The 25,941-nt window shown below is 71.7% G+C and carries 29 protein-coding genes and 1 pseudogene; 10 read left to right on the top strand and 20 right to left on the bottom strand.

The genetic code is table 11. The features are described 5' to 3' along the window. Positions 1 to 4: 4 nt before the first annotated feature. The 13 genes from BM085_RS36140 to BM085_RS36080 form a co-directional block, all read right to left on the bottom strand. Positions 5 to 448 carry a type II toxin-antitoxin system PemK/MazF family toxin gene (locus BM085_RS36140; protein ID WP_093891279.1) on the bottom strand — a complete coding sequence of 148 codons (444 nt, stop codon included), beginning with the start codon at positions 446 to 448 and terminating at the stop codon, positions 5 to 7. 175 nt (positions 449 to 623) lie between these two features. Continuing rightward, positions 624 to 1,283: an SDR family oxidoreductase gene (locus BM085_RS36135; RefSeq protein WP_093891278.1), complete on the bottom strand. Its 660-nt coding sequence runs from the start codon at positions 1,281 to 1,283 to the stop codon at positions 624 to 626. A 1-nt stretch (position 1,284) separates the two neighbouring features. Continuing rightward, the gene (locus tag BM085_RS36130; RefSeq protein ID WP_143121214.1) at positions 1,285 to 2,229 is read right to left on the bottom strand and encodes a P-loop NTPase family protein; all 945 of its coding nucleotides are present in this window, start codon (positions 2,227 to 2,229) and stop codon (positions 1,285 to 1,287) included. Next, positions 2,226 to 2,687, bottom strand: coding sequence for a DEAD/DEAH box helicase (locus tag BM085_RS36125; protein WP_093891276.1), 462 nt, complete (start codon positions 2,685 to 2,687; stop codon positions 2,226 to 2,228). The genes BM085_RS36130 and BM085_RS36125 overlap by 4 nt, the downstream gene beginning before the upstream one ends. A gap of 274 nt (positions 2,688 to 2,961) precedes the next feature. Next, positions 2,962 to 3,783, bottom strand: coding sequence for an isocitrate lyase/PEP mutase family protein (locus BM085_RS36120; protein ID WP_093891275.1), 822 nt, complete (start codon positions 3,781 to 3,783; stop codon positions 2,962 to 2,964). A gap of 153 nt (positions 3,784 to 3,936) precedes the next feature. Further along, entirely contained in the window at positions 3,937 to 4,281 is a 345-nt protein-coding gene (locus BM085_RS36115) for an RNA polymerase-binding protein RbpA (protein ID WP_012892001.1), read from the bottom strand. A gap of 147 nt (positions 4,282 to 4,428) precedes the next feature. Next, on the bottom strand, positions 4,429 to 5,784 hold the full coding sequence (locus BM085_RS36110; RefSeq protein ID WP_093891274.1) for an MFS transporter: 1,356 nt from the start codon (positions 5,782 to 5,784) through the stop codon (positions 4,429 to 4,431). A gap of 43 nt (positions 5,785 to 5,827) precedes the next feature. After that, a complete protein-coding gene (locus BM085_RS36105; RefSeq protein WP_093891273.1) occupies positions 5,828 to 6,625 on the bottom strand; it encodes a glycerophosphodiester phosphodiesterase family protein in 798 nt (265 codons plus the stop codon). Positions 6,626 to 6,705: 80 nt separating this feature from the next. Then, positions 6,706 to 7,266: an RNA methyltransferase gene (locus BM085_RS36100; RefSeq protein WP_012891998.1), complete on the bottom strand. Its 561-nt coding sequence runs from the start codon at positions 7,264 to 7,266 to the stop codon at positions 6,706 to 6,708. A gap of 87 nt (positions 7,267 to 7,353) precedes the next feature. Next, positions 7,354 to 7,965, bottom strand: a complete 612-nt coding sequence (locus tag BM085_RS36095; protein WP_093891309.1) for a class I SAM-dependent methyltransferase — start codon at positions 7,963 to 7,965, stop codon at positions 7,354 to 7,356. 32 nt (positions 7,966 to 7,997) lie between these two features. Next, positions 7,998 to 8,945 (bottom strand): VWA domain-containing protein, encoded by a 948-nt coding sequence (locus BM085_RS36090; protein ID WP_093891272.1) that lies wholly within the window; start codon positions 8,943 to 8,945, stop codon positions 7,998 to 8,000. Then, positions 8,942 to 9,958: a DUF58 domain-containing protein gene (locus BM085_RS36085; protein ID WP_245789903.1), complete on the bottom strand. Its 1,017-nt coding sequence runs from the start codon at positions 9,956 to 9,958 to the stop codon at positions 8,942 to 8,944. Before BM085_RS36085 ends, BM085_RS36090 begins: the two co-directional genes overlap by 4 nt. Continuing rightward, positions 9,955 to 10,959: an AAA family ATPase gene (locus BM085_RS36080; protein WP_143121213.1), complete on the bottom strand. Its 1,005-nt coding sequence runs from the start codon at positions 10,957 to 10,959 to the stop codon at positions 9,955 to 9,957. Before BM085_RS36080 ends, BM085_RS36085 begins: the two co-directional genes overlap by 4 nt. A 126-nt stretch (positions 10,960 to 11,085) precedes the next feature. Here BM085_RS36080 and BM085_RS36075 point away from each other — a divergent pair, with 126 nt between their 5' ends. Next, positions 11,086 to 11,850: a hypothetical protein gene (locus BM085_RS36075; RefSeq protein ID WP_093891271.1), complete on the top strand. Its 765-nt coding sequence runs from the start codon at positions 11,086 to 11,088 to the stop codon at positions 11,848 to 11,850. Between the two features lie 110 nt (positions 11,851 to 11,960). Here the strand turns inward: BM085_RS36075 and BM085_RS36070 are convergent, their stop codons facing one another. Next, entirely contained in the window at positions 11,961 to 12,602 is a 642-nt protein-coding gene (locus tag BM085_RS36070; protein WP_093891270.1) for a response regulator transcription factor, read from the bottom strand. A 321-nt stretch (positions 12,603 to 12,923) separates the two neighbouring features. On the opposite strand from BM085_RS36070, the gene BM085_RS36065 reads away from it, so the two are divergent. The 4 genes from BM085_RS36065 (at position 12,924) to BM085_RS36055 (ending at position 15,986) form a co-directional block, all read left to right on the top strand. Then, positions 12,924 to 13,316: a ChaB family protein gene (locus BM085_RS36065; RefSeq protein WP_031172475.1), complete on the top strand. Its 393-nt coding sequence runs from the start codon at positions 12,924 to 12,926 to the stop codon at positions 13,314 to 13,316. Positions 13,317 to 13,584: 268 nt separating this feature from the next. Next, positions 13,585 to 15,243, top strand: coding sequence for a catalase (locus BM085_RS36060; RefSeq protein WP_093891269.1), 1,659 nt, complete (start codon positions 13,585 to 13,587; stop codon positions 15,241 to 15,243). Positions 15,244 to 15,445: 202 nt separating this feature from the next. Then, positions 15,446 to 15,574, top strand: coding sequence for a hypothetical protein (locus BM085_RS47070; protein WP_281249901.1), 129 nt, complete (start codon positions 15,446 to 15,448; stop codon positions 15,572 to 15,574). 139 nt (positions 15,575 to 15,713) lie between these two features. After that, positions 15,714 to 15,986 carry a WhiB family transcriptional regulator gene (locus BM085_RS36055; protein WP_086575422.1) on the top strand — a complete coding sequence of 91 codons (273 nt, stop codon included), beginning with the start codon at positions 15,714 to 15,716 and terminating at the stop codon, positions 15,984 to 15,986. A 28-nt stretch (positions 15,987 to 16,014) separates the two neighbouring features. Here the strand turns inward: BM085_RS36055 and BM085_RS36050 are convergent, their stop codons facing one another. The 3 genes from BM085_RS36050 to BM085_RS36040 all read right to left on the bottom strand — a co-directional run bounded on the left by BM085_RS36050 (position 16,015) and on the right by BM085_RS36040 (position 18,665). Then, positions 16,015 to 16,839, bottom strand: coding sequence for a DUF72 domain-containing protein (locus BM085_RS36050; protein WP_245789902.1), 825 nt, complete (start codon positions 16,837 to 16,839; stop codon positions 16,015 to 16,017). Then, positions 16,727 to 17,527 (bottom strand): catalase-related domain-containing protein, encoded by an 801-nt coding sequence (locus BM085_RS47255; RefSeq protein WP_245789901.1) that lies wholly within the window; start codon positions 17,525 to 17,527, stop codon positions 16,727 to 16,729. The genes BM085_RS36050 and BM085_RS47255 overlap by 113 nt, the downstream gene beginning before the upstream one ends. Positions 17,528 to 17,615: 88 nt before the next feature. Then, on the bottom strand, positions 17,616 to 18,665 hold the full coding sequence (locus BM085_RS36040) for an NAD-dependent epimerase/dehydratase family protein (protein ID WP_093891268.1): 1,050 nt from the start codon (positions 18,663 to 18,665) through the stop codon (positions 17,616 to 17,618). A gap of 371 nt (positions 18,666 to 19,036) precedes the next feature. Here BM085_RS36040 and BM085_RS43760 point away from each other — a divergent pair, with 371 nt between their 5' ends. Further along, positions 19,037 to 19,867, top strand: coding sequence for a hypothetical protein (locus BM085_RS43760; protein ID WP_143121212.1), 831 nt, complete (start codon positions 19,037 to 19,039; stop codon positions 19,865 to 19,867). Positions 19,868 to 20,013: 146 nt separating this feature from the next. Here BM085_RS43760 and BM085_RS36025 read toward each other — a convergent pair. The 3 genes and pseudogenes from BM085_RS36025 to BM085_RS36015 all read right to left on the bottom strand — a co-directional run. Then, a pseudogene (locus BM085_RS36025) lies at positions 20,014 to 20,994 on the bottom strand (RNA polymerase sigma factor); the annotation flags it as partial. 122 nt (positions 20,995 to 21,116) lie between these two features. Then, positions 21,117 to 22,238, bottom strand: a complete 1,122-nt coding sequence (locus tag BM085_RS36020; protein WP_093891264.1) for a DUF1648 domain-containing protein — start codon at positions 22,236 to 22,238, stop codon at positions 21,117 to 21,119. Continuing rightward, positions 22,235 to 22,636, bottom strand: coding sequence for a GntR family transcriptional regulator (locus BM085_RS36015; RefSeq protein ID WP_093891263.1), 402 nt, complete (start codon positions 22,634 to 22,636; stop codon positions 22,235 to 22,237). Before BM085_RS36015 ends, BM085_RS36020 begins: the two co-directional genes overlap by 4 nt. A gap of 41 nt (positions 22,637 to 22,677) precedes the next feature. On the opposite strand from BM085_RS36015, the gene BM085_RS36010 reads away from it, so the two are divergent. From BM085_RS36010 to BM085_RS35995, 4 genes are all read left to right on the top strand, one after another. After that, positions 22,678 to 23,412 carry an ABC transporter ATP-binding protein gene (locus BM085_RS36010; protein ID WP_342742927.1) on the top strand — a complete coding sequence of 245 codons (735 nt, stop codon included), beginning with the start codon at positions 22,678 to 22,680 and terminating at the stop codon, positions 23,410 to 23,412. Further along, positions 23,409 to 24,203, top strand: coding sequence for an ABC transporter permease subunit (locus tag BM085_RS36005; protein ID WP_093891261.1), 795 nt, complete (start codon positions 23,409 to 23,411; stop codon positions 24,201 to 24,203). The genes BM085_RS36010 and BM085_RS36005 overlap by 4 nt, the downstream gene beginning before the upstream one ends. A 175-nt stretch (positions 24,204 to 24,378) precedes the next feature. Continuing rightward, complete coding sequence (locus BM085_RS36000) at positions 24,379 to 25,218, top strand: pentapeptide repeat-containing protein (RefSeq protein WP_093891260.1); 840 nt, start codon at positions 24,379 to 24,381, stop codon at positions 25,216 to 25,218. A gap of 217 nt (positions 25,219 to 25,435) precedes the next feature. Continuing rightward, the gene (locus tag BM085_RS35995; RefSeq protein ID WP_143121211.1) at positions 25,436 to 25,888 is read left to right on the top strand and encodes a hypothetical protein; all 453 of its coding nucleotides are present in this window, start codon (positions 25,436 to 25,438) and stop codon (positions 25,886 to 25,888) included. Positions 25,889 to 25,941 lie beyond the last annotated feature (53 nt).

Genomic DNA, 25,941 nt, shown 5'->3' with positions numbered 1-25,941 from the left:
TCCGCTACCCGTCGGCGGCCCAGCCGTGAACGCCTCTCAGGACGGTGGCGACGCGGGTGAACCGCTCGCGGTCCAGGACCGAGCCCTCACGCCGGATGTCGTCCTCGTCGAGCTCAAAGATCCGGTCCAGCCGCAGGTAGGAGACCCGGTTGTCCTGGTCCCAGCGTCCGGGGCCGATCTCCAGCCACTCGCGGGGGTCGCCGCCACCGCCGCGGCTGGACAGCATCATCGCCAGCAGTCGTCGCCCGTGACGGCCGACCACCAGCAGAGGCCGGTCCTTGCCCCGGTCCGGATCCTCCTCATAGGGGACCCAGGCCCAGACGATCTCGCCGGGATCGGCGAACCCGTCCAGGTCGGGGGAGTAGTCGATGGTCGCCGCCCGGGCCACGTCGTAGACCTCCCGGACCGCGCCACGGGCCGGTCGCGGGTCCTCACCAAGATCGCGCATCAGGGTATTTTATTGGACGCCCGCCACACGGACGGCTGCGCCCCCTCTCGCGGCCGGCACCCGTCCGCAAGAGCCCGCGCCGTCATGCCCCGTTCCGTTCCGCGCCGTCACGCCCTGTTCCGAGCCGTTCCGAGCACGGTGACGAGCGGGAGGAATCCGCCTGCTATCCCCGTGCCTACGAGTTCAGGGCCCGGACAGCCGCCTCGACGGGGGTGTCGCCGCCGATGAGCTCCAGGGTGCGGCGGTGGCCGGCGGGGGTGTCCAGCAGCGCGGCGATCACCGTGGCGACGTCGTCGCGAGGCACCTGGCCAGGGGGCAGCGGCGGATCCGAGAGGGTGACCAGAGCCGTTCCGGGAACGTCGGTCAGCGCTCCGGGGCGGAGTATCGTCCAGTCCAGGTCGCGGCCGCGCAGGTCGTTCTCCGCCTCGGTCTTGGCCGTGATGTAGGCCGCCCAGACCTCGTCGCCGCCCGGCTCCGGCGGCTTGCCGGCACCCATGGACGAGATCTGGACGAAGCGGCGGACCCCGGCGCGCTCGGCCGCGTCGGCCAGCAGGACCGAGGCTCCGCGGTCGACGGTGTCCTTGCGGGCCGCGCCGCTGTTCGGCCCCGCTCCGGCGGCGAACACCACCGCGTCGGCCCCCGCCAGGTGAGCGGCCACCTCCTCCACCGAGGCCTTCTCCAGATCGCACAGGACGGCCCGGGCCCCGGCCGCCCGGATGTCCGGCTCGTGCTCGGGCCTGCGGATCAGCCCGGCCGGCTCGTCGCCACGTCCGGCGAGCAGCCGCTCCAGCCGTAGAGCGATCTTCCCGTGTCCACCCGCGATGACTATTCGCATGTCAGTCCCCCTCGGATGATCCTCGCACGGCCCCGCGGCCCGCGTCCCGGAGGGACACGGGCCGGCGTCGCCCGGCGCGGCCACCGTGACAGCCGTCACACCGTTCGAACCAGGGGGCGCACGATGCGCCGCACGACAGGCACGCCGGCGCCTTCACCAGCGGCCCGCGCCCGGCGACCAGGTCGACGATGCGGGCGGACGCGGCCTCCTCACCGGCGGCGGTCTCCGCCGGGTCCACGCCGCCGATGGCTCCGAACGACTGTGCCGCCGTGCGCAGATCGCGCATGGTGGCGGCGTACCGTTCCGCGTCTTCGAGGTCCAGGCGGGAGACCGCCGGCTCCGGCAGCGTCAACGCCCGCAGCGAGCCGCCGTTCAGCACGGCTGAAGCGATCCTGCCGAAGGCCCCGCCGGGGTCCAGGGGAAGGTTCATGAGCCGCCACACCGTCAGCCCGTCGCCGGGCCAGGCCGCGTCCACCGCTCCTCTCACACCGGCGGAGGCACGGGCCACCTGCCACATCTCCAGCAGGGAGTCGACGGGTGCGGGGTCCAGCCAGGAGTGGAAGGGCCGCTCGTCGCGGGCGGCCTGGTACCAGCCGTTGAGCGCGTGCGGGATCTCTCCCGGCCTGGGATCTCCGAGGTCGTGCCAGGCGGGGCGGAGACGGGCCCGGGCGAGCAGAAGATCGGAGGGAGCGCCGTTCGCGACGTGTACGGCGGCGCGCACGAGATCGGCGTCGGGGGAGAAACCGCAGACGCCGCTCCTGTAGACGGCCACCAGGCCGTCGCCCGCGCCGTGGCCCCGGCGTCCGGCTCGCCCGGCGATCTGGGCCGCCTCCCACAACCGCAGGGGGCGGCGCCGCCCGCCGTCGAACTTGCCGGTCTCGGCGAAGGCCACCGCGCGGAGCGGCAGGTTGACTCCGTGCCCGATCACGTCGGTGGTGACGATCACCTCCACCTCACCGGCGACGAGCCGGCGGATCTGCTCCCGGCGAGCCAGTGGGCTTCGTCGATCACGAGCACGTCGCCGGAGGTGCGGGCCGACTCGGCGGTGCAGCAGAGGATGTCGGCCTCCGGGTTGATCCGTTCCTCACCGGTGACGAGGCCGAGCCGTTCGGGCCGGACGCGCTCTCGCAGCCGCTCGTACGCCTGCCTGGCGAGCATCCGCAGGGGCGCGGCATAGGTCCCCTTCAGGCCGTGCCCGGCCTGGGCGAGAAGGAACTCGAGCCCGTCGTGGGTCTTTCCCGAGTTGGTGGGGCCCAGGCGCAGGACCACGTGCTCCGGCGGTGTGGCGCGTATCGGCAGGCGTGCGCGGGCACGTGCCTCGGCCTCCCGCCGCAGCGCGTGCCGGCGGTGTGCCTCCTCCTGCCGCGCCCGGAGCTTTTCGGCCCTGCCGTTCGCGCCGGTCATGCCTCTCCTCGTGAAAACGGAGTCGGCGGGAGCCGGAACCCGGCGTCCGGCCACGGGCCTGGACCGTGGAGTGCGGACATCGCGATCGTGTGGGGCGGGAAGGCGGGCCGGTCGTCGACGGGACCTTGGCCCGGCTTCCCGGGGCCGGCCTTCACCGGCTGGGGCGCAGGACGCCCTTTCCGTAGATCATGAATCCGATCATGCCGGATGTCTCCCTCATGCCGCAACGTCCGTACGGCCCTGGAGGGCGCGGGGAGCTGCGCCGCGGCGCGCCTCAGCGGGTGGGGTCCTCCGGCGGGTACGGGCTCCGCCCGGCCCGGATCGCCGCGGCCATCCGGGCGGTGTGGGCCTGTACGGCCCGGTGCAGGCCGGGGCCGAAGCTCACGCGGGCCACTCCGCTCGCGGCCAGTTCCCCGAGTGACGGAGTTCCGGCACGGAACAGGATGTTGATCGGGCCGTCGATCCCCTCGGCCAGCGCCCGGATCTCGTCGGCCCCGGAGGCGAAGATCGGGTAGACGCAGTCGGCGCCGGCCCGCAGGTAGCGGCGGCCGCGCCGGACGGACTCGGCGAGCCTCTCGGCGGGGGTCCCCTCGCCGTGCAGGTAGATGTCGACCCGGGCGTTGATCACCAGGTCGGTGCCCGCCTCGGTGGCCGCGGCGCGGACCGCCGCCAGGAAGGCGGCCTGCTCACCGGCGTCGATCATCTCACCCGTGCGGGGGTCGGAGTCCTCCAGGTTGCAGCCGGCCGCGCCGGTGGCGGCGAGCCGTTCCACCAGCTCCGCCGGCTCCAGCCCGTAGCCGCGCTCCAGGTCGGCGGTGACGGGGACGCCGGCCACCCGGACGATCCGGCCGACCGCGGCCAGCATCTCCTCGACCGGCGCGGCCTGTCCGTCGTCGTAGCCGAGTGCGGAGGCGACCGCGGCACTGCCGGTGGCGAGCGCCGGGAACCCGGCCGCCTCGACGGTGCGGGCCGACGCGGCGTCCCAGACGTTGGGCAGCACCAAGGGGGCGCCCGGTACGTGCAGTGTCCGGAGCGTCGCCGCTCGCTGTGCGGCTGTCGGGTTCATCGTGTCATCGGTGCCGGTCTCCGTCGTCATGGCAGGACTCTAGAGGAGCTGTGGACCGACTTTAAGAGCCGATAAGGGGGCGATCCGCTGGGCCACTTCCCGGAACCCCGGTGGCCTTCACACGTGCCCGGGAACGGAGGAGACCCCCGGCCCCCTGTCGGGGCCGGGGGTCTCCCGAGCCGGTCAGGCGCTCTTGCGGCGCTGGGCGCGTAGGATCGCCAAGCGCTCGTTGAGCACTTCCTCCAGGTCCTCGATCGTGCGGCGCTCCAGCAGCATGTCCCAGTGTGTCCGCGGGGGCTTGGCCTTCTTGGCCTCCGGCAGCTCGCCGTCGACCCGGATGGCGGTCGCGCCGCACATGCGACACTCCCAGGTCGCCGGGATCTCGGCCTCAGCGGCGAGCGGAACGTCGAATCGATGGCCCTTCGGGCAGGTGTAGGACACCTCCTGGCGCGGGGCCAGATCGGTGTTGCGGTCGTTCTCGTAGCTGGTCGCCCCGAGCCGGGTACCGCGTAGCGCACGCTCGCCCATGTCTGAATGCCTCCTGAGGGCCCCGTCGTGAGGGGTTCGTCTCCCACGGCGTACAACGCTTGATACCGTGTGTGGATTCCCACACATGGGGTGATCCAATCGCGCGTTCTTGACCCGGTCTGCGACAGAGCCCTTTCGGAGACGTTCTCAGACGCGGTCCGGCACCTCGTTTCCGGCGGCCCGGATGGCCTTGGGCAGGTTGACGGCGGCCAGCAGGACGAAACCGACCACGAAGAAGATCACCAGTGAGATGATGCCCAGGCGGTAGCTGTCGGTCAGCTGGAGCGCCAGGGCGAGGGTGAAGGAGCCGAGGAACGTCGAGCCCTTGTCGCTGATCTCGTACAGGCTGTAATATTCCGCCTCCTTGCCCGCCGGGATCACGTGCGAGAACAGCGAGCGCGACAGGGCCTGGGTGCCGCCCATCACGATCGCGATGGCGAAGCCGAGCGCGAAGAACGCCGGCGCCGAGCCCTTGGGCAGGAAGTAGGCCACCCCCACCACGACCGTCCAGCCGACCAGCGCGCTCATCACGACGCGTTTGGCCCCGTAGGAGGCGGCCAGGCGGCCCAGCAGCAGGGCGCCGCCGAAGGCGACGAACTGCACCATCAGGATCGCCCCGATCTGCACGCTCTGGCCCAGTTCGAGCTCCTTGTCGGCGTAGGTGGCCGAGAAGGAGATGACGGTCTGCACGCCGTCGTTGTAGATCAGGTAGGCGACCAGGAAGCCCAGGGTCAGCGGGTAGCGGCGCAGCTCCACGATCGTACGGCCGAGCTGACGGAAGGAGCCGGCCACGGCCTGCCCGGCGCTCTCGGAGCCCGAGGCGAGCGCGCGCCGGTTGCGCAGCCGCAGCAGCGGGATGATCGTGAACCCGGCCCACCACAGACCGGCCGAGGACAGGGCGATGCGTACGGCCTGGCCCTCGGTCACGCCGAAGGACTCGTGGCCGAGGAAGAGCGCGAGGTTGACGGCCAGCAGCAGGCCGCCGCCGAGATAGCCGAAGCCCCAGCCCTGGGCGGAGACCCTGTTGCGCTCGTCCGGCGTGGAGATCTCCGGCAGGAACGAGTTGTAGATGACGAACGCGGACGCGAACGCGGTGCTGGCTGTCACGAACAGCGCGCCGCCCAGCAGGTAGCGCCCGTCGGACAGGAACCAGAAGCACATCGTGGCCCCGGCGCCCAGGTAGGCGAACAGGCCCATGAGCTCCTTCTTGCGGCCGGTGTGGTCGGCCAGGGCTCCGGCGACGGGCATCAGGATGATCTGCAGGATGGCCGCGGTGCCCACCACGAAGGAGTAGTAGGCGCTGGGCCGTACGTCGAACCAGAGCACGTCCACATACGGGCGGCCCTGGGCGGCGGTCTCGGCGATCGTCGTCAGGTACGGGCCGAGGAAGACCGTCATGACGGTGGTGGGGAAGGCGGAGTTCGCCCAGTCGTAGAAGTACCAGCCGCGCTGTTCACGGCGGCGGGTCTGGGGGGAGTCCTCGACGACCTGTTCGGCGGTCATGGGCGATCCTCGGTTCACTGGGGGGATTTCTCGGGGGTACGGCTCACGCGGCGAGCCGGCCGGGGTGCCACTGGCCGCGCGCCTCCAGAACCTCGCGGAGGCCGGAGATGTTGTCGGTCATCACGCCGTCCACGCCGAGGTCGAGCAGGCGCCCCATCAGCCGGGTGTCGTTGATGGTCCACACGTGGATCTGCATGCCGAGGGCGTGTGCCGTACGGACCAGGGAGGCCGTGGTGACCCGCAGGCCGCGGAAGCCCAGCGGCACCTGCGCGCACGGCACCCCGGCGCGGGCCAGGCGGGTGAGCAGGCGGCCGTAGCCGGAGGTGGTGGCGGCGGCCCGCAGGGCCGCGACGCCGCGCGGCCCGAGCGAGGAGCAGACCTCACGGCCGATCGCGGCGCGGGCGCGGGTCAGCCGCTCGTCGGAGAAGGAGGTGAGGCAGATCCGGTCGTAGGAGTTGGTCCGCCTGACCGCCTCGGCCAGCGGCGCGATGGCCGAGGCCTCCTTGACGTCGATGTTGAAGCGCGCCTGCGGCCAGGAGCCCAGCAGGTCGTCCATGAGCGGGATCTCCTCCACGCCGCCGATCCGCGCCTCGCGCACCACGCGGTAGGGCAGTTCGGCGATCCGGCCGCGCCGGTCGGTCACCCGGTCGAGGGTGTGGTCGTGGAAGGCCAGCAGCACCCCGTCGGAGGTGGCGTGCGCATCGGTCTCCAGGTAGGTGTAGCCGAGCTCCACGGCGCGCGCGAAGGCGGCATGGGTGTTCTCCCGGCCCTCGGCCGCCCCGCCCCGGTGGGCGAAGGCGAGCGGGCCGGGATGATCGAGGAAGGGGTAACGGCGCTGCACGTGCAGGAGTATGCCCGGTATGAGCGCGGCTCGTCATCGCGGGCGGGTGAACGTTTGGGTCACGGGAGCCCGCGCGGCGCTCATTCCCCGTCCGGGGCCTCCTTGCCGGACCATTCCCGGCGGCGGGCCTCGGCCAGCGCTATCGCCGTCGCGACCGCGACGTTGAACGAGCCCACCCGGCCGACCTGCGGGATGTAGCAGACGCCGTCGGCGGCCTCCAGCAGCGCCGGTGAGCAGCCGTGGTCCTCGCTGCCCACGACCAGGCACACGTCGCCGCCGAGCTCCGCCGCGTGCAGCGGCGCCGCGTCTCCGGTCAGCTCCACCGCCACGACGGTGAACCCGTCCGCCTTGGCGGCCCGTACGGCCTCCACCGCGGGGACCGGCTCCTCCCAGGCCACCAGCCGGTCGGTGCCCAGGGCGGTCTTCTGCGCCTTGGGGTTGGTCGGGGGAGTGGCGTTGCCCGCCAGCCAGATCCGCTCCACCCCGAAGGCGGCGGCCGTGCGGAAGATGGAGCCGATGTTGAACGGACCGGTCACCGACTCCACGATCAGGGCGAGCCGGCCCTCGGTGTTCCGGCGCCAGGTGCGGTTGAGCCGCTTGACGTCGGTCGGCCGCAGCTGCCTGCGCGGGTTTGCAATCATCGTTCGTTCACCGTTTCTCGTCCGTTCCGCGGGAGGCCCGTGCCTCGCCCGCCGTTCTTCTGACTGACCCCGCCCGCCGGGCCGGGGTCACCGGCCCGGTTCGCCGGGCCGGGCCTGGACCTGGAGGACCCGGTAGGAGGACCGGGAGGCCGTACGGGTCGTGGGCCAGCCCTGCTCGTTCAGCCAGCGCTGCAGGGAATCGGATCCCAGGTGCTTCTGCACCACCAGGTAGGCGACGCCGTCCGGGGTGAGGCGGGACAGCCAGCGGGTCAGCATCTCGTGCAGCGCGGCCTTGCCGATGCGGATCGCCGGGTTGGACCAGATGGTCCTGTAGCGGATCTCCGGCGGGACCTCGTCGACGTGCACTGACCTTACTTTGTCAAGGGCGGCGGCCTGTGCGTTCCTGGCGCACAGCTCGACCGAACGGCGGTTGACGTCGACCGCCCAGACCGTGGCCCCGGGAGCGCGCGAGGCCATCGTCAGCGCGATCGGCCCGTATCCGCAGCCCAGGTCCAGCAGGTCGCCCTCGGGCGGGGGAGGGGGCACCGTCTCCAGCAGGATCCGGGTGCCCTGGTCGACCCGCTCGGGGGAGAAGACCCCGCTGTCGGTCTCCAGTCTCAGGTGAAGGTCGGGGAGCACGAGCGTGACCGAGCCGGGACGGCTGGCGGTCTCGGGACGCTCCTCGAAGTAATGTGCCACGTCGTAGAACGTTACCAATGGGCGGGACCGGCTCAGGGCAGCCGCGACCCCAGCAGCAGGCCCGCCACGGCGACCAGCAGGCCGGTCAGGAGCGCCGCCACCACGAACCACTGGCTGATCTCCTGGTGGACCGTCCGGTAGCCGAGCGAGGTGCCGATCTGCTCGTAGACCTCCCGGAGCTGGCTGCCCGACTCCGCCTCGTAGGCACGGCCCGAGGTGCCCTCCGACAGGGTCTGCAGGGTGGCCTTGTTCACCGGTACGTTCACGTCGCGGCCGTCGATCGAGACGGTGCCCTCCTGGGTGCCGTAGGCGATCGTGGAGATCGGCACGCGCGCGCTCATCGCCGCGTCGACGGCCTCGGCGACCGACCGGCCGGAGGTGTTGTCCCCGTCGGACAGCAGCACGATCGCGGCGGGCGGCGGGTCGGTGACCGCCTGCTGGTCGAAGGAGCGGACGGCGTCGAGGGAGTTGAACACCGCCTCGCCGATGGCGGTGCCCGCCCGGGTGGTCAGGTTGCCCAGCGAGGCGGACACCGCCTGGTGGTCGGTGGTCGGTGAGACCACGACCGAGGCGGAGCGGGCGAAGGCGACCACGCCGACGTTGAAGCGTTCCGGCAGGTCCTCGACGAACTTCTGGGCGGCCTCCTTGGCGGCCGTGATCCGGTTGGGCTGGACGTCGGCGGCCTCCATCGACAGCGAGATGTCCAGCGCGATGATGATGGTCGCGCGGTCACGGGGAACCCGGACCGAGTCGGCCGGCCGGGCCGCGCCGATGATCAGCAGGCCCATCATCAGCAGGAACAGGGCCGGGGCCACATGCCGGCGCCAGCCGGGCCCCGAGGGGGCCACCAGCGCCAGCAGCGGCAGGTTGGTGAAGCGCACCGCGTAGCGCCGCCGGGCGAACTGGGCGGCCACGTAGCCCGCCACGACCAGGGCGAGCGCGGCGAACAGCCACAGCAGGGCCGGAGAGAGGAAGGTCACCGCGTCACTCCTGGGGTCGGGTGCCGGTGCGTCAGGTGTGCCATGCGCCGCTGCCGCAGCACGAACTGGGCGATGTCGAGGATCCAGTCGCGGTCGGTGCGCAGCACCAGGTGCGCCACCCCGCACCGGCGCATCGCCATGGCGGTCGTGGCCCGCTGCGCCGCGGCCGCCTCGGCGTAGGCGGCGCGCACCTTGGCGGTGAGCTGGATCCGGCGGCTCCGCCCGGTCTCCGGATCGGTCAGGTTGATCAGCCCCACCGGCGGCAGCTCCAGCTCGCGCGGGTCGATCACCTCGATGGCCAGCACCTGGTGGCGGGCGGCCAGGCGGCGGATCGGCCGCTCCCAGGGCAGCTCCAGGCCGGGGTCGAGGCTGGGCTCGGCGTCCAGGAAGTCGGAGACGACCACGCGCAGGCCCCGCCGCCGCCGTGCCGAGGCGAGCACCCCGATCGCCTCGGCCAGGTCAGGGGCACCGGCGACGGGACGGCCCCGCGGGGCCTCCATCAGGGAGTGCAGCAGGCCGTACAGGGCCGGACGGCCGCCCCTGGCGGGCATCCGGTGGACGTACTCGTCGTGCAGCACGTATGTGCCGAAGCGGTTGCCGATCCGGCCGGTCAGGAAGCCGACCGCGCCCAGCGCGGCCACCACCAGGTCCCGCTTCTCCATCCCGGAGGTGCCGAAGTCCATGCTGGGCGACAGGTCGGCCAGCGCCCAGGTCTCCAGCTCCCGGTCGGCGATCAGGTCCCGCACGTGCGGGACGGTCGTGCGGGCGGTCACCGCCCAGTCCATCCGGCGGATGTCGTCCTCACCGAGGACGTAGACCCGGCTGTCGCCGAACTCGCTGCCGGGGCCGGGCAGAAGCCCCTGGTAGGAGCCGTGCAGCAGCCCGTCCAGCCGGCGGACGACGGTCAGCTCCAGCCGGCGCAGCGCCTGCTCGGCCGTGGCCGCCGGCACGCCTCCGCGGCCGGTCGCCGAGGGGCCCGCTCCCACGCCGCCGGGGGCGGCACGGCGGCTCATCGGGAGCCCTGGTTCCACACCACCAGGGGCGGCGGCACGACGGCCAGGATCTGCCTGACCACGTCCTCGGGGTCGACCCCGTCGGCCAGCGCGTCGAAGGTGAGCATCAGCCGGTGGGACATCACGTCCACGGCCACGTCGCGGATGTCGTCGGGGAGCAGGTAGTCGCGGCCCCGCAGCAGGGCCAGGCCGCGTCCGGCGGCGACCAGGCCGAGCGTGGCGCGGGGGCTGACCCCGATCTCGATGTTCTCCTCCAGGTCGGTCATGCCGTACTCGCCGGGGGAGCGGGTGGCCATCACCAGCCGGACCACGTAGTCGGCGACGAGCTGGTGGACCGAGACCTGGTCGGCCATGGCCTGCAGCGCGATCAGCCGCGCGGGGTCGAGCACCGCCCTGGGGGTGGGAGGGGCCACGCTCATCCGGTGCAGGATCTCCAGCTCCTCGTGGGCGCTGGGATGGGTGACGCTGATCTTGAAGAGGAACCGGTCGCGCTGGACCTCCGGGAGCGGGTAGACGCCCTCGGACTCGATCGGGTTCTGGGTGGCCAGCACGATGAACGGCCTGGGCAGCGGATGGGTCTTCCCGGCCAGGGAGACCTGCCGCTCGGCCATGACCTCCAGCAGCGCGGACTGCACCTTGGCCGGGGCGCGGTTGATCTCGTCGGCGAGCAGGAAGTTGACGAACACCGGGCCGAGCTCGACGTCGAACGCCTCGCGGGAGGGATGGTAGATCCGGGTCCCCACGATGTCGCTGGGGACCAGGTCGGGGGTGAACTGGATGCGGGCGAAGTCGCCGCCCACCACGGTGGCCAGCGTGGAGGCGGCGAGGGTCTTGGCGACCCCCGGCACGCCCTCGAGCAGGCAGTGGCCCCGGGCGAGGAGCGCCACGAGCAGCCGTTCCACCATGTGCTCCTGGCCCACGATGACCCGCCGGACCTCGGCCAGGGCCTCGCGCAGCAGTCCGGTGTCGGTCTCGCTCGGCAGTTCTTCGGCGACGGTCATGTTGATATTCCACCAAACGAAATGCGGGGCCGCACAACCGGCCGACTGCGTATTTCCCGTTAGTACCCAAACGCGTTTCGTGTCAGCACCCACACGGGCGCTGACCGATCGCGGTCATGTGCTTTCATGGCAGGCGTGGCCAGTCCGCTCCAGTACGGTGACCCGCCCCATCTGGGGCCCTTCGTTCTCCAGGCCCGCCTGCGGGTGGGGCCCGCGGGGCTGGTCTACCTCGGACAGGGCTCCGACGGCCGGGCGGTTTCGGTCGCGGTGCTGACCAGGGGCGCCGCGCTCGACCCGGCGGCCCGCGACCGGTTCGTCACCGGGATCCGGGAGGCGACGGCCAGCCGTTCGGGTGTGCGGGGCTGGATGGCCAGGGCGACGCGCGGCCGCACCGCGGTGGCCGACGCGGCCCCCCAGGTGCTGGCCATGGACGGTGGGAGCGCGCCGTGGGTGGCCACGCCGTACGAGCCGGACCGGGCGGGGGCCGAACGCTTCCTGGAGCCGGTGCTGGTGCGCGGCACGCTCATCGGCGAGCAGCACGGCCCGGACTTCGCGCCGCACTGGATCAGTGACCGCTCGCCCGCGCTGCCCGCCCCGCCCAAGGGGGCGCCGCCGCCCGTCGAGACCCGCCGATCGGTGATCATCGCCGGGGTCGTGCTGACCGTGCTGCTGGTGATGCTGGCCGTGATGGCCTGGCTGCTGCTCCGCAGCGACGAGGAGGTCCAGCCGCCGCCCAAGCCGTTGCCGCCGACGATGTTCGTGCCGACCCCGCCCCCGGTCCCGGCGTCGCCGGAGCCCGGGCAGCCCACCACGTCGCCGTCTCCCGCGCGGAGCGGCACGGGGACTCCGGGGCCGAGGCCGGGCGATGAGGACGAGGGCTCGCCCATCTAGGGCGGGAGCGTCTCGGGCCGGGGACCGGGGCCGGGGAGGGCCTTCTCACCGCGGGGGAAGCACCTCGGCGACGCGGTCCGGGGAATCAGGGGCTCCGAGGCGTGCCCGTCTCAGCTCGGGGAGACGAAGCCCGATTCGTAGGCGGTGATGACGGCCTGGGTGCGGTCGCGCGCCTCCAGCTTGGCCAGCACGTTGCCCACGTGGGTCTTCACCGTCTCCATGCTGATGACCAGCTCGCCGGCGATCTCGCCGTTGGACAGGCCCCGGGTCATCAGGCGCAGCACGTCGGCCTCGCGCGAGGTCAGCCGGTCGATGCCGGGGACGGCTCGGACGGCCTCGCGACGCGCGACCAGTGCGCGGATGGCGGCGGGGAAGAGCAGGGAGTCGCTGGCGGCCACCGTCCGGATCGCCTGGACCAGCTCGGCGGGGCGGGTGCGCTTGAGCAGGAAGCCGCTCGCCCCGGCCCGGAGCGCCTCGTAGACGTAGTCGTCGTTCTCGAAGGTGGTGACCACCACGACCTTGGGCGGCTCGGGCAGCGCGGCCAGCCGACGGGTGGCCTGGATGCCGTCCACGGCCGGCATCCGCACATCCATCAGCACCACGTCCGGCCGGTGCTCGCGCACCACCGGCACGACGGCCGCGCCGTCCGCGGCCTCGCCCACCACGGTGAGGTCGGGCTCGGAGTCGATGATGATCCTCAGGCCCGCACGGATCAGGTCCTCGTCGTCGGCGATCACCACTCGCAGCGTCATGACCCACGACCTTACAGAGGACCGCCGCGGCCCGGGAAAGCGCAGGGAAGACGCCGCGGGAGGCCGGGGCACGCCGTGACGCAGGCCCGCCGCGGGCTCCTGAGGCCGATCTTCCCGGGTAAGGGGACGGGTATGACCGAACTCCGGGCGGCGTGGAACGGGCGGTCGTCTCCTTGCTGAAGCGCTCCCCCTGAGCCGCCGGGGCTTCCCCGTCCGGCCACCCGGCGGCGCCTGGGTGAGCGCCGCGAACGGCGCCGGGACCGCGACATGAATCGTGGCGACATGGGCATGGGCCTGGGAAAGGAGAGAGGTGATCTGAAGATGCCGGCACGACAAGAGCTCCCGTCGACCCTGCAGCGCTCCCCCAAGAAGGCGCGGGACACCTGGATCAAGGCCCATGACTCCGCGGTGCGGACCTACGGCGAGGGGCAGCGGGCCCATCGCACGGCCTTCGCCGCGCTGAAGCACTCCTTCGAGAAGGTCGGCGACCACTGGGAGCCGAAGGCCGGGAAGGGCCCCTCCGACGCCCAGGCGGCCCGGAGCACCCCGAAGCCGGGCAAGACGGCCGAGGGGGTCGACGCCAACGCGTCCAAGCAGCACCTGTACGACGTGGCCAGGCGGCTGGGCGTGGAAGGGCGGTCCACGATGACCAAGGACCAGCTCGTCGAGGCCATCAAGAAGGCCAACCGGCGGGCCACGGCCAGGTCCCGCTGATCCATGGTCCGTCAGATACCGCCGATCCGCGGCCTGCCAGGTTCCACTGATCTGCGGCCTGTCAGGTCTCGCTGATCCGCGGCCTGTCAGGTTCCGCCGGCCCGTGGTCCGTCCGGGCGCGGTCAGGAGGCCGTTCATGTGACCTTCCCTCTTGCGGAGATTCTTTTCTTTCAGTGCTATAAGGCGCCTTTTGTCGGATATGGAACCCCCGTGTGCCGACAAGATTCGGTACGCCGGAAATGATCGCCGCAAGGAGGGAAGCGTCATCATGACGGACGTGTCGAGCAGGGGACAGCAGCCGGGCGACGAGCGGCCGGTGCTGACCAACCGGCAGGGACACCAGGTCTACGACAACCAGAACCAGCGCACGGTCGGCGCGCGGGGCCCGGCCACGCTGGAGAACTACCAGTTCCTGGAGAAGATCAGCCACTTCGACCGCGAGCGGATCCCCGAGCGGGTGGTGCACGCCCGCGGGGCGACGTCCTACGGATACTTCGAGGCCTACGGCAAGCTGGGCGAGGAGCCGATCGGCCGCTACACCAGGGCGAAGCTGTTCCAGGAGGCGGGCAAGCGGACCGACCTGGCCGTGCGCTTCTCGACCGTGATCGGCGGCAGGGACTCCTCCGAGGCGGCGCGCGACCCTCGCGGGTTCGCGGTGAAGTTCTACACCGAGGACGGCAACTGGGACCTCGTCGGCAACAACCTGGCCGTCTTCTTCATCAGGGACGCCATCAAGTTCCCCGACGTGATCCACGCGCTCAAGCCCGACCCGGTGACCTTCCGGCAGGAGCCCAACCGGATCTTCGACTTCATGTCGCAGACGCCGGAGAGCATGCACATGCTGGTCAACCTGTTCAGCCCGCGCGGCATCCCCGCCGACTACCGCCACATGCAGGGATTCGGCGTCAACACCTACAAGTGGCTGAACCAGGAGGGTGAGACGCACCTGGTGAAATACCACTGGATGCCCAAGCAGGGCGTGCGGAGCATGACCGCCGCCGACGCGGCCGCCGTACAGGGCCAGGAGCTCGGGCACGCCACCAAGGACCTGCGTGAGGCGATCGACCGCGGCGACTTCCCCGAGTGGGAGCTCCTGGTGCAGATCATGACCGACGAGGAGCACCCCGAGCTGGACTTCGACCCGCTGGACGACACCAAGGTATGGCCGGAGAACGAGTTCCCCGCGCTGCCGGTCGGCCGGATGGTCCTGGACCGGAACGTGGCCAACAACTTCGCCGAGAACGAGCAGATCTCCTTCGGCACCGGCGTCCTGGTCGACGGGCTCGACTTCTCCGACGACAAGATGCTGGTGGGCCGGACGTTCTCCTACAGCGACACCCAGCGCCACCGGGTGGGCCCCAACTACCTGCAGCTCCCGGTCAACCAGGCCAAGCACGCCGAGGTGCGCACCAACCAGCGCGACGGCCAGATGACCTACCTCGTCGACGACCAGGGGGAGAGCCCGCACATCAACTACGAGCCGTCCCTGCTCGGAGGGCTGCGCGAGGGGCACTACCCCACCCACGACGAGCAGGGGCCGGTCGTCTCCGGGCGCCTGACCCGCAAGCGCATCCCGAGGACCGACGACTACACCCAGGCCGGCCAGCGCTACCTGCTGATGGAGCAGTGGGAGCGCGACGACCTCGTGCTCAACCTCGTCACCCTCCTGTCCCAGGCCGAGCGCCCCGTCCAGGAGCGCATGGTCTGGCACTTCCTGATGGCCGAGGACGAGCTCGGGCTGCGTGTCGGGCAGGGACTCGGGATCGGTCCCGAGGACGTCGCCCACCTCGAACCGCTGGCGAGCCAGGAGCTGAGCGGGCAGGAGCGCGAGCGGCTGTCCAACCTGGGGAAGAACGGGCCGCGCGACGTGGGCGACCTGAAGATGACCCACTGCGTCCCCGACGAGCGGGCGCAGCCTGCCGCGTGAGGGCCGGTCGCCGTCCAGGAGGTTCCCGGGGACGCGGCGAAGGCGCCGCGTCCCCGCCGGCAGGCTGATCGTTTGCTCCGCAGGCTCAGGGGTAATGGTCTGCGATGTCTGAAATATCCGATCTTCAGCGCCTTGTGCCTGCCCAGCAGGACCTCCGGGTCCGCTGGCGGCTGTCGCGCTCGACGCGATCGGCCACGAGGACATGGCCGGCCAGGTCCGTGACATGGGGCCCCGGCTGGTCAGGGAGAGCGGGCTGGGCGAGGAGGAGGACCTGATCGACCACCTCGACGAGACCGAGATCACCGGCCCGAGGTCCTTCCGGTTCCGCTGACGCCGGGAGCCCCGTGAAAACCGAGGTCAAGGCCCTGTGATTTTTCATCCGAAAAGGTATGAATGGGTTTTCTGCGGGCACCCGATCCAGAAGTTGAGCCGCCCACCGTCAGCTTCTCCACGTTCATTGGATCCCGCCTATGTCTGTTCAGGGCACCGTCATTCCCATCATTCACTGGTCCCGCCGCTCCTCCTGCCTCACCGAGGACCCTGAGCTCTTCTTCCCCGTGTCCTCCGAGGGGCCCGGACGGCAACAGTACGAGCAGGCCAAAGCCGTCTGCCGCCGCTGCCCCGTACGGCTGCGCTGCCTGGACTACGCCCTGAACACCCACCAGATGTACGGCGTGTGGGGCGGCACCACCCCCGACGAGCGCAGAGCCGCCATGGCGGAGACCAGGCGCAGGGCGCGGTGACCGCCGGGCGGGGGGCGGCGGCCACCGATCATCCGGGAGCCCGCTCCGCCTCCGAACCGCCGAGGAGGACGGCGAGCCGTTCCGCGTTGCGCTGCGAGTTGTCCCCGCAGCAGTTGTTCAGGAGCACATGGGTGGTCGAGGCCCGCCCGGCGAGTTCGCGGATCCGGGCCGCCCACCGCCCGAGCTCGGCCTCCGAGTACAGATAGGCGAAGCGTTCCTCGATCTTCTTGCTGGTCCACTTGCCGGAGTGGCCGTGCAGGCGGACCACGGCGAGGTCGGAGGTCGCGGCCAGGACCGGCGGGATCGACGACGGATGCCCCTGCGGCATGTCGACGCAGACGTAGGGGATGTCGTGCGAGGCGAGGAAGCCGAGGGTCTCGGCGCGGTTCTCCTCCTCCATCCAGGTGTGGTTGCGGAACTCGACGCACATGCGCATGGGCCCGCAGCGTCGCGCGCATTCGAGGATGTAGCGCCGGTTGCCCTGCCCGATCGGGAACCACGGCGGGAACTGGAAGAGCAGCGTCCCCAGCTTCCCCGCCTCGTGCAACGGCCTGAGCGCGCTGAGGAACCGCTGCCAGACCTCCTCGGCGATCTCCGTACCGACGTCGCGCAGGTAGACCGTCCGCTTCGGCGTACCGAGCCTGTCCCGCAGGTCCTTGTAGAGGGACTCCGGCCGGGTGGGGTGGTTGGTCAGCAGGGAGAAGGCCTTGACGTTGAAGGTGAAGTCCCGCGGGGTGCGGTCACGCCAGGCCTCCACGGTGCGCTGCGCCGGCGGGTGGTAGTAGGTGGCGTCCACCTCGACGATCGGCAACCGCGACGCGTAGTAGGCCAGGCGGGCGGCGGGGGTGGACACGTCGTCGGGATACCAGCCCGACTCCAGCAGGGACCTGTCCGTCCACGAGGCCGTGCCGACGAGGATCCTTCTCGCTCCCGGCCGTTCCTCCGTGCCCCCGGCCGGTCGGGTGACTCCCTCCAGGGAGAGCTGCGTCGCCATGTCCGTCCCCTGCCCCGTCCCGGCGCCTCCTCACCTGGGTGACGGGGCGCCGGGAGCGACGTCGAGGGGCACCGGCCGTGACCGGGACCTGCTCACCGCCCTCGCCCTGTACGGCGCCGTCCCGCGCCGCCAGCACCTCGCACACCGCCCCCTCGGGGGTGAGGGCCGCCCGCACGCCCTCCACCTGGGCGGCGTCGACGCCGTCGGCGGCGAGAATGGCGATCTTCCTGGTCGCGACGCTCCGCACCGGGTCGTGGCCCTGGCTGAGGGCCGGGGAGCCGTGGCCGTGGTTGGGGACGGCGGCCTCTGCGGGCGGCTCCACGCCGACGCCCTCGGCGACCATGACGGCCAGGTCGTGGTCGACCTGGTTGAGGTTGCGGACCACCCCCTCGCGGATGTGGACGTGGTCCACCTTCCCGAGTTCGAAGCGGAAGGCCGCGACGATGTGCTCCTTCTCCCAGTCGGCAATGCTGTTCCAGAACAGGGTGGCCTGGCTGTAGTGGTCGCCGAAGCTCTCGCTGCGCTTGCGGATCTTGTTGCCGTCCACCCGCTCCTGGTGGTGCGTGTAGGCGCCCTCGCCGCCGACCGCGGGGCAGCCGCCGCCCAGGGAGTTGGGGTGGTAGCTCTCCTGCCCTCTACGGCCGGCCGCCGACCCCGCTCGCCAGCTCGCCGGCCCGCGCGGGACCGCCGGCGCCGGGCGACAGGGGCGGGGTGTCCATGCCCGCGGAGGTGCGCAGGCCCTCCAGCAGCTCCTTCAGGGCGTCGACCGCCGTATGGCGCGGCTGCCAGCCGAGCTCGGTACGGGCGCGGGTGACATCCATGATCGGCATTCTGAGCACCAGGTCGACCAGGCCGGGTGCGGCGGGGGTCAGACGCATGTGCCAGGCCAGGGCGGCGGCACTCCTGAGCGCCCAGCCGGAGACGGGCACCAGGCGGGCGCCGAGCAGCTCGGCCAGCACGGACGGTTCGATCACGGGATCGGCGGCGATGTTGAAGGCGCCCGACACCGGCCGGGTGACCGCCAGGCGGTAGGCCTCGCCGACGTCCTCGGCGTGGACCGCCTGGAACATGAGCCCGGGGGTGTCGGGGACGATGGGGATCAGGCTCGGCCGTACCAGCCGCTGGGGCACGAACGGCCCCCCGAACAGCCGGCGCTGCTCGGTCGCCGCCTCCCGTTTGAAGATGAAGCCCGGCCGTAGCCGCACGACCCGGGTGCCGGGGTGGTCCCGCTCGAACACGTCGAGCACGCGTTCCACGTACGCCTTCTCCCGGCCGTAGGCGGCCCCCGGCCAGCCGTGGGTGGGCCAGTCCTCGGTGACCGGCCGGTCCTTCGGGCCGGGGGAGTAGGCGCCCACCGACGAGGCGTGGACCAGCACGGGGACGTTGTGCCGTGCGGCGGCCTCGAAGACCCGCGTGCTGCCCAGGACGTTGGTCCGCCAGGTCGTCACCGGATCGCGCGTGGGCTGGAACAGCCACGCCAGATGCACCACCGCGTCGGCGCCGGCGAGATACGGCTCCAGGTCGCCGGTGCCGATGTCCACGGCATGCCAAGTGGTCCTGTCCGGCCGCCAGTCCGGCAGCCGCCGGGCCAGGCCCACGACGGAGGTGATGTTCTGGTCGGATGCGAGGGCGGACACCACGCTTGTGCCCACGTTCCCGGTCGCACCGACGACTACTACGCGCATGTGTACCGCCTGCCCACGGTGGGACGGCCGAACCACCGCGGGCCAGGGCTTTGCCGTACGGTGCCGGAGATCTGCTGGCGTCCTGGGGTTCCGGGCGATGCCCGGCCTCCCCGGCCGGGCCCGTACCGCCCGCACCGGATTTTCTCCCGGGGTGTATCGCCGGGGTGAGCTGGTGGAAGGCGGCGGCACGCGAGGCCGGGCCGCCGGTCGGCCGCATGGGCCGTGCGGGAGGGGGCAGGCTTCGGATGCCCGTTGGAAGATCGTTGCGGCGGATCCGCCGTGATCGTCATCCGCGGCGGGGCGGGTGAACGACGAGCTCACATCGCCTCAGGCCGGCGGGCGTTCAATCGGGACACCCCAGACGGGAGGACATGGTGATACCAACCAACCGTGACAAGCCGAACGGACAGGAGCCGATCGGAGCGGGCGGACCACGCCGGAGCGTTCAGCGGCCGCTGACCGTCGCCGCGGCCGTGGTGCTGCTGACGTCGGGCGGCATCGGGATGGCCGCGGCGTCGGCGGCGACGCCCGCGCCGCCGCCCGCGGAGACACCCACCCCGACGCAGACGGTCAGCGAGACACCCACGGCGACTCCCACCGAGCCACCGGCCGAGACCCCCACCGAGCCGCCGGCCGAGACCCCCACCCCTACGCCCACAGCCACGGCGCTGCCCACCGTGCACCCCCTGGAGTTGACCGGCGCGGTGCACGGCGAGTTCCTGGCGGGGACGGAGGACCCGTGCGTGTTCGTCACGGTGTTCGCGCAGACGGGCGAGGCGACGGCCGTGACCGAAGAAACGATCACCGTGCGGAGCCGCGACGGCTTCGAACAGGTGTACACGATCACCGACACCACCCGCGTCGTCGCGGGCAAGCGCGGCAACAGCGAGGTCAGGCAGGGGGACTGGGTGGCCCTGACCTCGACGCGAGAGGGCGCGACGGCGACGGCCGCCTATGTCTACGACCTGTCGCGGCAGGGCAGGAAGAGCCCGCGCGGCAACGACCGGTGGCATCACCGGCAGTGGTGGCCCGGCACGGCCAGGTGGCGGACCCCCACGCCCTGCCCCACACCGCCGCAGACCCCGACCCCGACGGTGACCGAAACGCCCACCGTGCCGCCCACTCCGGCCCCGACACCCCCGCAGACGCCGGCCCCGACCCCCAGCGTGACGGCAACGGTCACCCCGACCCCGACCCCTTGAGCATCCGCTTGCGCCCCTGATCGAGGGCCGGTGCGACGGCCCGGGCACGGCATCCCCGTGCCCGGGCCGTTTCACGACGTCCCCCACGTGCTCCGGCCCGCTGAGGACATCCCCGCCACCTCGTGACGTTCATCCCGGACGGAGACTCACCCCAGGTAGTCGCGCAGCGCCCGGGCGCGGACCGGGTGGCGCAGCTTGGACATGGTCTTGGACTCGATCTGGCGGATCCGTTCCCGGGTGACGCCGAACACCTTGCCGATCTCGTCCAGGGTCTTGGGCTGGCCGTCGGCCAGCCCGAACCGCAGGCGCACCACGCCGGCCTCACGCTCGGACAACGCGTCCAGCACCGCGTGCAGCTGCCGCTGCAGCAGGACGAAGGTCACCGCCTCCTCGGGCAGGATCGCCTCGGAGTCCTCGATCACGTCGCCGAACTCGGCATCGCCCTCGGCGCCGAGGGGGGTGTGCAGGGAGATCGGCTCACGCCCGTACTTCTGCACCTCGGTGATCTTCTCCACCGTCATGTCCAGCTCGACGGCGAGCTCCTGCGGGCTGGGCTCGCGGCCGAGGGTGACCATCATCTGCCGCTGCACCCGGGCCACCTTGTTGATCACCTCGACCATGTGCACCGGGATCCGGATGGTGCGGGCCTGGTCGGCCAGCGCGCGGGTGACGGCCTGCTTGATCCACCAGGTGGCGTAGGTGGAGAACTTGAACCCCTTGGTGTAGTCGAACTTCTCCGCCGCGCGGATCAGTCCGAGGTTGCCCTCCTGGATCAGGTCGGCGAAGGCCATGCCGCGGCCGGTGTGGCGCTTGGCGATCGAGACGACCAGCCGGAGGTTGGCCTCCAGGAGGTGGTTCTTGGCGCGCAGGCCGTCCTCGGCCAGCCATTCCAGCTCCGCCCGCACATCCGCGGACGGCGCCTTGGCCTCCGTGCCGAGGCACTCGGCGGCGAACAGCCCGGCCTCGATGCGCCGGGCGAGCTCGACCTCCTGCTCGGCCGACAGCAGCGCGACCTTGCCGATCCGCCGGAGGTAGTCCTTGACCGCATCAGAGCTGGCAGCGGTCGCCGCGGCACCGGCGGAGCGGTCTTCTTCGTCGTGGTCGGACAGGATCAGCACGTCGTCATCGATGGTGGTCGTCACAGCGGCGGCACCTTTCCCGGGGCGAAACCTGTGCCGATCACGGTACGTCCCCGGCGGGCATGCTATGGTCGCCGCCGCTTCCGCGGCCGCCTGGCGGCGTACGGATCTCAACGGGCGGGCAGCGGGATGGCCCCGGCGGCGGCGAGCAGGGCGACGGCGAGCACGGCCGCCAGGACCGCCCAGGTGAGGGGATGGCCGAGGTTCATCGTCCAGCTGGCGCCGCCTGCCCGCTGGTGCACGTAGAGGGCGGGGTCGGCGCGGTTGGCGTAGACGAACCCGCCGAGGTGCCAGTGCCGGTCGTCGTCGCGCTGCACGAGATCGGAGTCCTCGGCCTCCTCGCCGGGCTCCGGCGGGAGCCGATGCCCGGCCTGGCCGACGCGGAGCTCGAAGACGATCCAGGCCACCAGGGCGGCGCCCAGGGGCAGGTAGGTGACGACGGTCACGATCACCGAGGGCCGCAGGATCTCCCAGATCTGCAGGGCGATGAGGAACACGCTCAGGTTCGCGCACGCGGCGGTGGCGAAGGCGAGCCTGAGCACCCCCTTCAGGTAGGCGCGGTAACGGCGGGCGGACCCGGCGGGACGGGCGGCGTCGAGCTCCGGGCGGGCACGCGTCAGCCCGGCGGCCAGCAGCGGCATGAGCACGGTGAGGACGGCCTGGACCAGGACGGGGGCGAAGGCGATCGGCGGGGTGGTGCTCACGCGGTGTGCGAGGTCCACGCCCATCCCGCGCTGGGTGGGCAGGGTCGCCGGCAGCCCGCCGTACCGGGTGATCCCGGTGACCGCGCCGGCGATCAGGACGAGGGCGGCGGGAGCGAGCCAGAGCCACGGCACGCGTACGGGATCGGTGCGCAGCGTGGTGTCCGCGGTGACGCCCTGCCGGCTTCCGGCGTACCAGTTCCCGCGGCGCTTGGCCGTCCGCACCGCGCGGTATGCCAGGTAGTAGGCGACCGCGTCGGCCGGCACCAGAACCGCCGGGACGAGGGCCGGCACCCGCTCGGGCCCGCCGAGCATGAGCAGCGGAGGCGAGACGAGCGCGGCGAGCACGCCCAGGCCGAGGACGCGGCGCGGGTAGACGCGGCGCTGCTCGGTGACGGCCCGGTCGGTGACGCGGCCGGGAGGGACGCGCACGCCGAACGGCAGGCTTGGGCGCGCCAGCGCGGGCATCGCCCATGCCGCCGCCGTGACCAGCGCGACGAGCAGCAGGTCGGCGACGAGCAGCATGGTCATGTCATTGATCCCTTCGGTGTGGCGAATGACTCCAGCACGCTACCCGCGCGTTGCTGGACCTCCTGCGGGGAGAGCCCCTGGGCGACGGCCTCGGCGAGCAGCGTGCGCAGCCTGCTCTGCCATTCGTCGGCGAAGCCGGCTTCGGGCGGGCCGGACAGCCGGTCGCGCCGCACCACGGCACCGCTCTTGCGGTTGATCCGGATGAATCCCTGCCGGCGCAGCAGGTCGTAGGCCTTGTTCACGGTGTGGAAGTTGATCGCCAGATCCATGCCCAGTTGCCGGGTGGAGGGCAGGGCCGCGCCGGCCGCCAGGGCGCCGTCGGCGATGGCTTCCACGATCCGATCCCGGATCTGCTGGTAGATCGGGACCTCGCTGTCGAGATCGAGCGTCAGTTGCACGGCGCCAACTATAGCTGTTATACAAATAATAGAACAGATACATGAGATGGGACATTCTGATGACGATGTCGAACCAGGTGATGGTTCGGGGCCTGACCAGGCACTTCGGCCAGGTGGCCGCCGTCACCGATCTGAGCTTCACGGTGGAGCCCGGGGTGGTGACCGGCTTTCTGGGCCCGAACGGCGCCGGGAAGACCACGACCCTGCGCATGCTCCTGGGGCTGGTCCGGCCCACCTCGGGCACCGCGACGATCGGCGGCAGGCGGTACGCCGACCTCACTCACCCCGCCCGCACGGTCGGCGCGGTTCTCGACGCGTCGAGCTTCCACCCGGGCCGTAGCGCGCGCAATCACCTGCGCGTCTACGGCGACATGATCGGCTGCTCCGAGCGCCGGATCGACGAGGTCGTGGACCTGCTGGGCATGCCGGAGTTCGCCGACCGCCCGGTCCGCGGGTTCTCCACCGGGATGCGGCAGCGGCTCAACCTCGCCACCGCGATGCTGGGCGATCCCCCGGTGCTGGTGCTCGACGAGCCCGGCAACGGGCTCGACCCGGAAGGCATCGCCTGGCTGCGCCGCTTCCTCCGCGCGATGGCCGACGAGGGCCGCACCGTCCTGGTCTCCAGTCACGTGCTGAGCGAGGCCGAGCAGATGGTCGACCAGGTCCTCGTCATCCGCCGCGGGCGGCTGATGAGCGCCGGGCCGCTGGCCGGCCTGACCGGCGACGGATCCACCCTCGAGCAGGCGTTCCTGCGTCTGACAGGAGGTGCCGCATGAGGCGGCTCGTCAAGGCGGAGTTCCGCAGGCTGTTCACGACGGCGCTGTGGAGGTGGGGGCCGCTCGCCGCCGTCGTCTGCGGTGGCGTCCTGGTCGGCCTGGCCACGCTGGTCGGGCCGGAGAACTTCGAGCCTTCGATGCCGGGCGTGCGGACGGAGGAGGGCGTCCGCACGGTCCTCAGCCTGACCGGCCTGACCGTGATCGTCCCCGCGCTGTTCGGGGCGACCGCTGTGACCTCGGAATACCGGCACAAGACGATCACCTTCACCTTCCTGTTCGCCCCCCGGCGGCAGACCGTGCTGGCCGCGAAACTGCTCACGTACGCGGTCGCGGGAGCGGCCTACGGCCTGGTGGTCACCGCGTCCGCCGCGGCCGGCCTGTACGGGGGAGCCGCGCTGCGAGGAGTGAGCGTCGGCGCCGGACCGGGCACGGTCGCCGAACTCCTGCTCCGCCTGGCCGCCGCCATGACCGTCTACACCATGCTCGGCGTCGGGATCGGAGCGCTGCTGCGCAACCAGACGGCGGCCCTCGCGGCTCTCGGCCTGTACCTCTACATGGTCGAACACGCGCTGGCGCTGATTCCCGGCGTCAACCTCATCTACCCCTACCTGCCTGGCGGAGCCACCGCGGCGCTTACCAACTTCAACCTGATCAGCCAGGCGGCCGCGGAGATCTCCGTCTCCTCGGCACGGCTCCTGCCGCCGGTGCTCGGCGCGCTCGTCCTGGCGGCCTACGCCGTCACGGCCACCGCGCTGGCGATCGGCGTCCCCATGCGCCGCGACGTGACCTGACCCCCCGGTCGTGACCGGAAAGGGCGCATGGCCACGGACGTGAGCAGGAGGGCCCACGCGCGAGGTCGCAGGCGCACGATCCGGGTTCGGCTAGGGTTCATTGGGAAAGTGCCGGTCCAGCCGTCCATGGACGGCTGCGGCCGGCAGGGTTGCTTCGTACGGGAGACCGCGCACGTTGTCCGAGAAACGCGAACACGCGGAGCCCTCCGCCGGGGAAGGCCACCTCAGCCTGCGAGCCGACTGCGAGAGCTGCTTCGCGCTGTGCTGCGTCGTGCCGGCGTTCTCGGCCTCGGTGGACTTCGCGATCGACAAGAAGGCCGGGCAGGCCTGCCCCAATCTGCGGCAGGACTTCCGCTGCGGCATCCACACCCGCCTCAGGCAGCAGGGTTTTCGGGGCTGCACCGTCTACGACTGTTTCGGCGCCGGGCAGAAGGTCTCCCAGGTCACCTTCGGCGGCCAGGACTGGCGGCGGTCCCCGCAGACCGCGGAGCAGATGTTCGAGGTGTTCCCGATCATGCGGGACCTCCACGAGCTGCTCTGGTACCTGACCGAGGCGCTGGCGTTGCGACCGGCCCGCCCGCTCCACGGTGAGCTCCGCCTCGCACTGGAACAGACCGAGCGCCTCACTCACGACAGCCCCGGCGCTCTCGTCGAACTGGACGTGGCGGCCCACCGGCGAGACGTCAACGCCCTGCTGCTGCGCGCGAGCGAGCTCGTGCGAGCCGAGGTCCGGCACAAGAAGAAGGACCGCAGGGGAGCCGACCTCATCGGCGCCAAGCTCAAAGGCGCCGACCTCAGGGGCGCCAACCTGAGAGGGGCCTATCTCATCGGGGCCGACCTCAGGGGCGCCGACCTGAGAATGGCCGACCTCATCGGGGCCGACTTCAGGGGCGCCGACCTCAGGGGCGCCGACCTCACCGAGAGCATCTTTCTCATCCAGTCCCAACTCGACGCGGCGAAGGGCGACAGCGCGACCAGGCTGCCGCCGTCGCTCACGCGGCCGGCGCACTGGTAGCCGCCGGGCGCCTCTGACGGCTACCTCTCCGACGGGCGGATCCGGATAACGACGGCGGTACGGATCCGCGGTGCGAGGTGTGCGCTGTCCTGCCTGGCCGACGCCCCGCCTCCCCCGGGGACGCCGTCGGCGAAGTGCGTCCGGCCAACGCTCCCGGTCACCATCGAAGTCACCCCCCGTAGCGGGTCGCTACGGAACGTAGTATATATTTACGGTCATGATCGTATCGATGCGGCGGGTCGCACAGCACGGAGGCATTCTCTCCGCGGTGTGCCTGGCCGTGCTCGGTATTGTCGTGTTGCTGCATCTCGGGCTGCACCTCACGCATGACCATTCGGCTCACCGTCATGAGCCCGGTACGGAACAGTCGGCGGCCGCCTGCGACAGAAGCGCCGAGCTCCACGCCGCGATCGACGCGGTGGCGTTCCCGTGCGGATCGCCGTGTCCCCAGCTGCCCGCCGGTGATGATCACAGCCTGTGCGGCGCGGCGGCCGGGTCGCCGATCATCAACGTGCGCGTCCTGCTGCCCGGCGGACACGCCATCGGCGATTCGACCACCGTTGCGACAACCACGACGGCATCGCCGACGTCGGCACGGCGCTCCTCGCAGCCGGCCCACCTGCCTCCAGGGGCGGCGTTGCTCCTGCTCAAATCCGTTTCCCGCATATAACCGCCCCGCGGGCAGGCACGCGAACGACTCAACGCTCGACTTGATCGGCATGA

The sequence above is a fragment of the Streptosporangium canum genome (genome assembly GCF_900113865.1).
In the GTDB taxonomy this organism is placed as follows: Bacteria; Actinomycetota; Actinomycetes; order Streptosporangiales; family Streptosporangiaceae; genus Streptosporangium; species Streptosporangium canum.
Note: the sequence above shows the minus strand (reverse complement) of the source record. Positions and strands in the feature narration are given on the sequence as shown.

Coding starts and splice junctions, on each gene's coding strand:
- BM085_RS47070 (WP_281249901.1), top strand. CDS start 15,446: ATGGCCGGCCAGGTCCGTGACATGGGGCCCCGGCTGGTCAGGGAGAGC.
- BM085_RS36060 (WP_093891269.1), top strand. CDS start 13,585: ATGACGGACGTGTCGAGCAGGGGACAGCAGCCGGGCGACGAGCGGCCG.
- BM085_RS36010 (WP_342742927.1), top strand. CDS start 22,678: ATGAGATGGGACATTCTGATGACGATGTCGAACCAGGTGATGGTTCGG.
- BM085_RS36020 (WP_093891264.1), bottom strand. CDS start 22,238: ATGACCATGCTGCTCGTCGCCGACCTGCTGCTCGTCGCGCTGGTCACG.
- BM085_RS36140 (WP_093891279.1), bottom strand. CDS start 448: ATGCGCGATCTTGGTGAGGACCCGCGACCGGCCCGTGGCGCGGTCCGG.
- BM085_RS36085 (WP_245789903.1), bottom strand. CDS start 9,958: ATGAGCCGCCGTGCCGCCCCCGGCGGCGTGGGAGCGGGCCCCTCGGCG.
- BM085_RS36065 (WP_031172475.1), top strand. CDS start 12,924: ATGCCGGCACGACAAGAGCTCCCGTCGACCCTGCAGCGCTCCCCCAAG.
- BM085_RS36080 (WP_143121213.1), bottom strand. CDS start 10,959: ATGACCGTCGCCGAAGAACTGCCGAGCGAGACCGACACCGGACTGCTG.
- BM085_RS36135 (WP_093891278.1), bottom strand. CDS start 1,283: ATGCGAATAGTCATCGCGGGTGGACACGGGAAGATCGCTCTACGGCTG.
- BM085_RS36005 (WP_093891261.1), top strand. CDS start 23,409: ATGAGGCGGCTCGTCAAGGCGGAGTTCCGCAGGCTGTTCACGACGGCG.
- BM085_RS36115 (WP_012892001.1), bottom strand. CDS start 4,281: ATGGGCGAGCGTGCGCTACGCGGTACCCGGCTCGGGGCGACCAGCTAC.
- BM085_RS43760 (WP_143121212.1), top strand. CDS start 19,037: ATGGTGATACCAACCAACCGTGACAAGCCGAACGGACAGGAGCCGATC.
- BM085_RS35995 (WP_143121211.1), top strand. CDS start 25,436: ATGATCGTATCGATGCGGCGGGTCGCACAGCACGGAGGCATTCTCTCC.
- BM085_RS36110 (WP_093891274.1), bottom strand. CDS start 5,784: ATGACCGCCGAACAGGTCGTCGAGGACTCCCCCCAGACCCGCCGCCGT.
- BM085_RS36070 (WP_093891270.1), bottom strand. CDS start 12,602: ATGACGCTGCGAGTGGTGATCGCCGACGACGAGGACCTGATCCGTGCG.
- BM085_RS36040 (WP_093891268.1), bottom strand. CDS start 18,665: ATGCGCGTAGTAGTCGTCGGTGCGACCGGGAACGTGGGCACAAGCGTG.
- BM085_RS36075 (WP_093891271.1), top strand. CDS start 11,086: ATGGCAGGCGTGGCCAGTCCGCTCCAGTACGGTGACCCGCCCCATCTG.
- BM085_RS36120 (WP_093891275.1), bottom strand. CDS start 3,783: ATGACGACGGAGACCGGCACCGATGACACGATGAACCCGACAGCCGCA.
- BM085_RS36100 (WP_012891998.1), bottom strand. CDS start 7,266: ATGATTGCAAACCCGCGCAGGCAGCTGCGGCCGACCGACGTCAAGCGG.
- BM085_RS36055 (WP_086575422.1), top strand. CDS start 15,714: ATGTCTGTTCAGGGCACCGTCATTCCCATCATTCACTGGTCCCGCCGC.
- BM085_RS36125 (WP_093891276.1), bottom strand. CDS start 2,687: ATGACCGGCGCGAACGGCAGGGCCGAAAAGCTCCGGGCGCGGCAGGAG.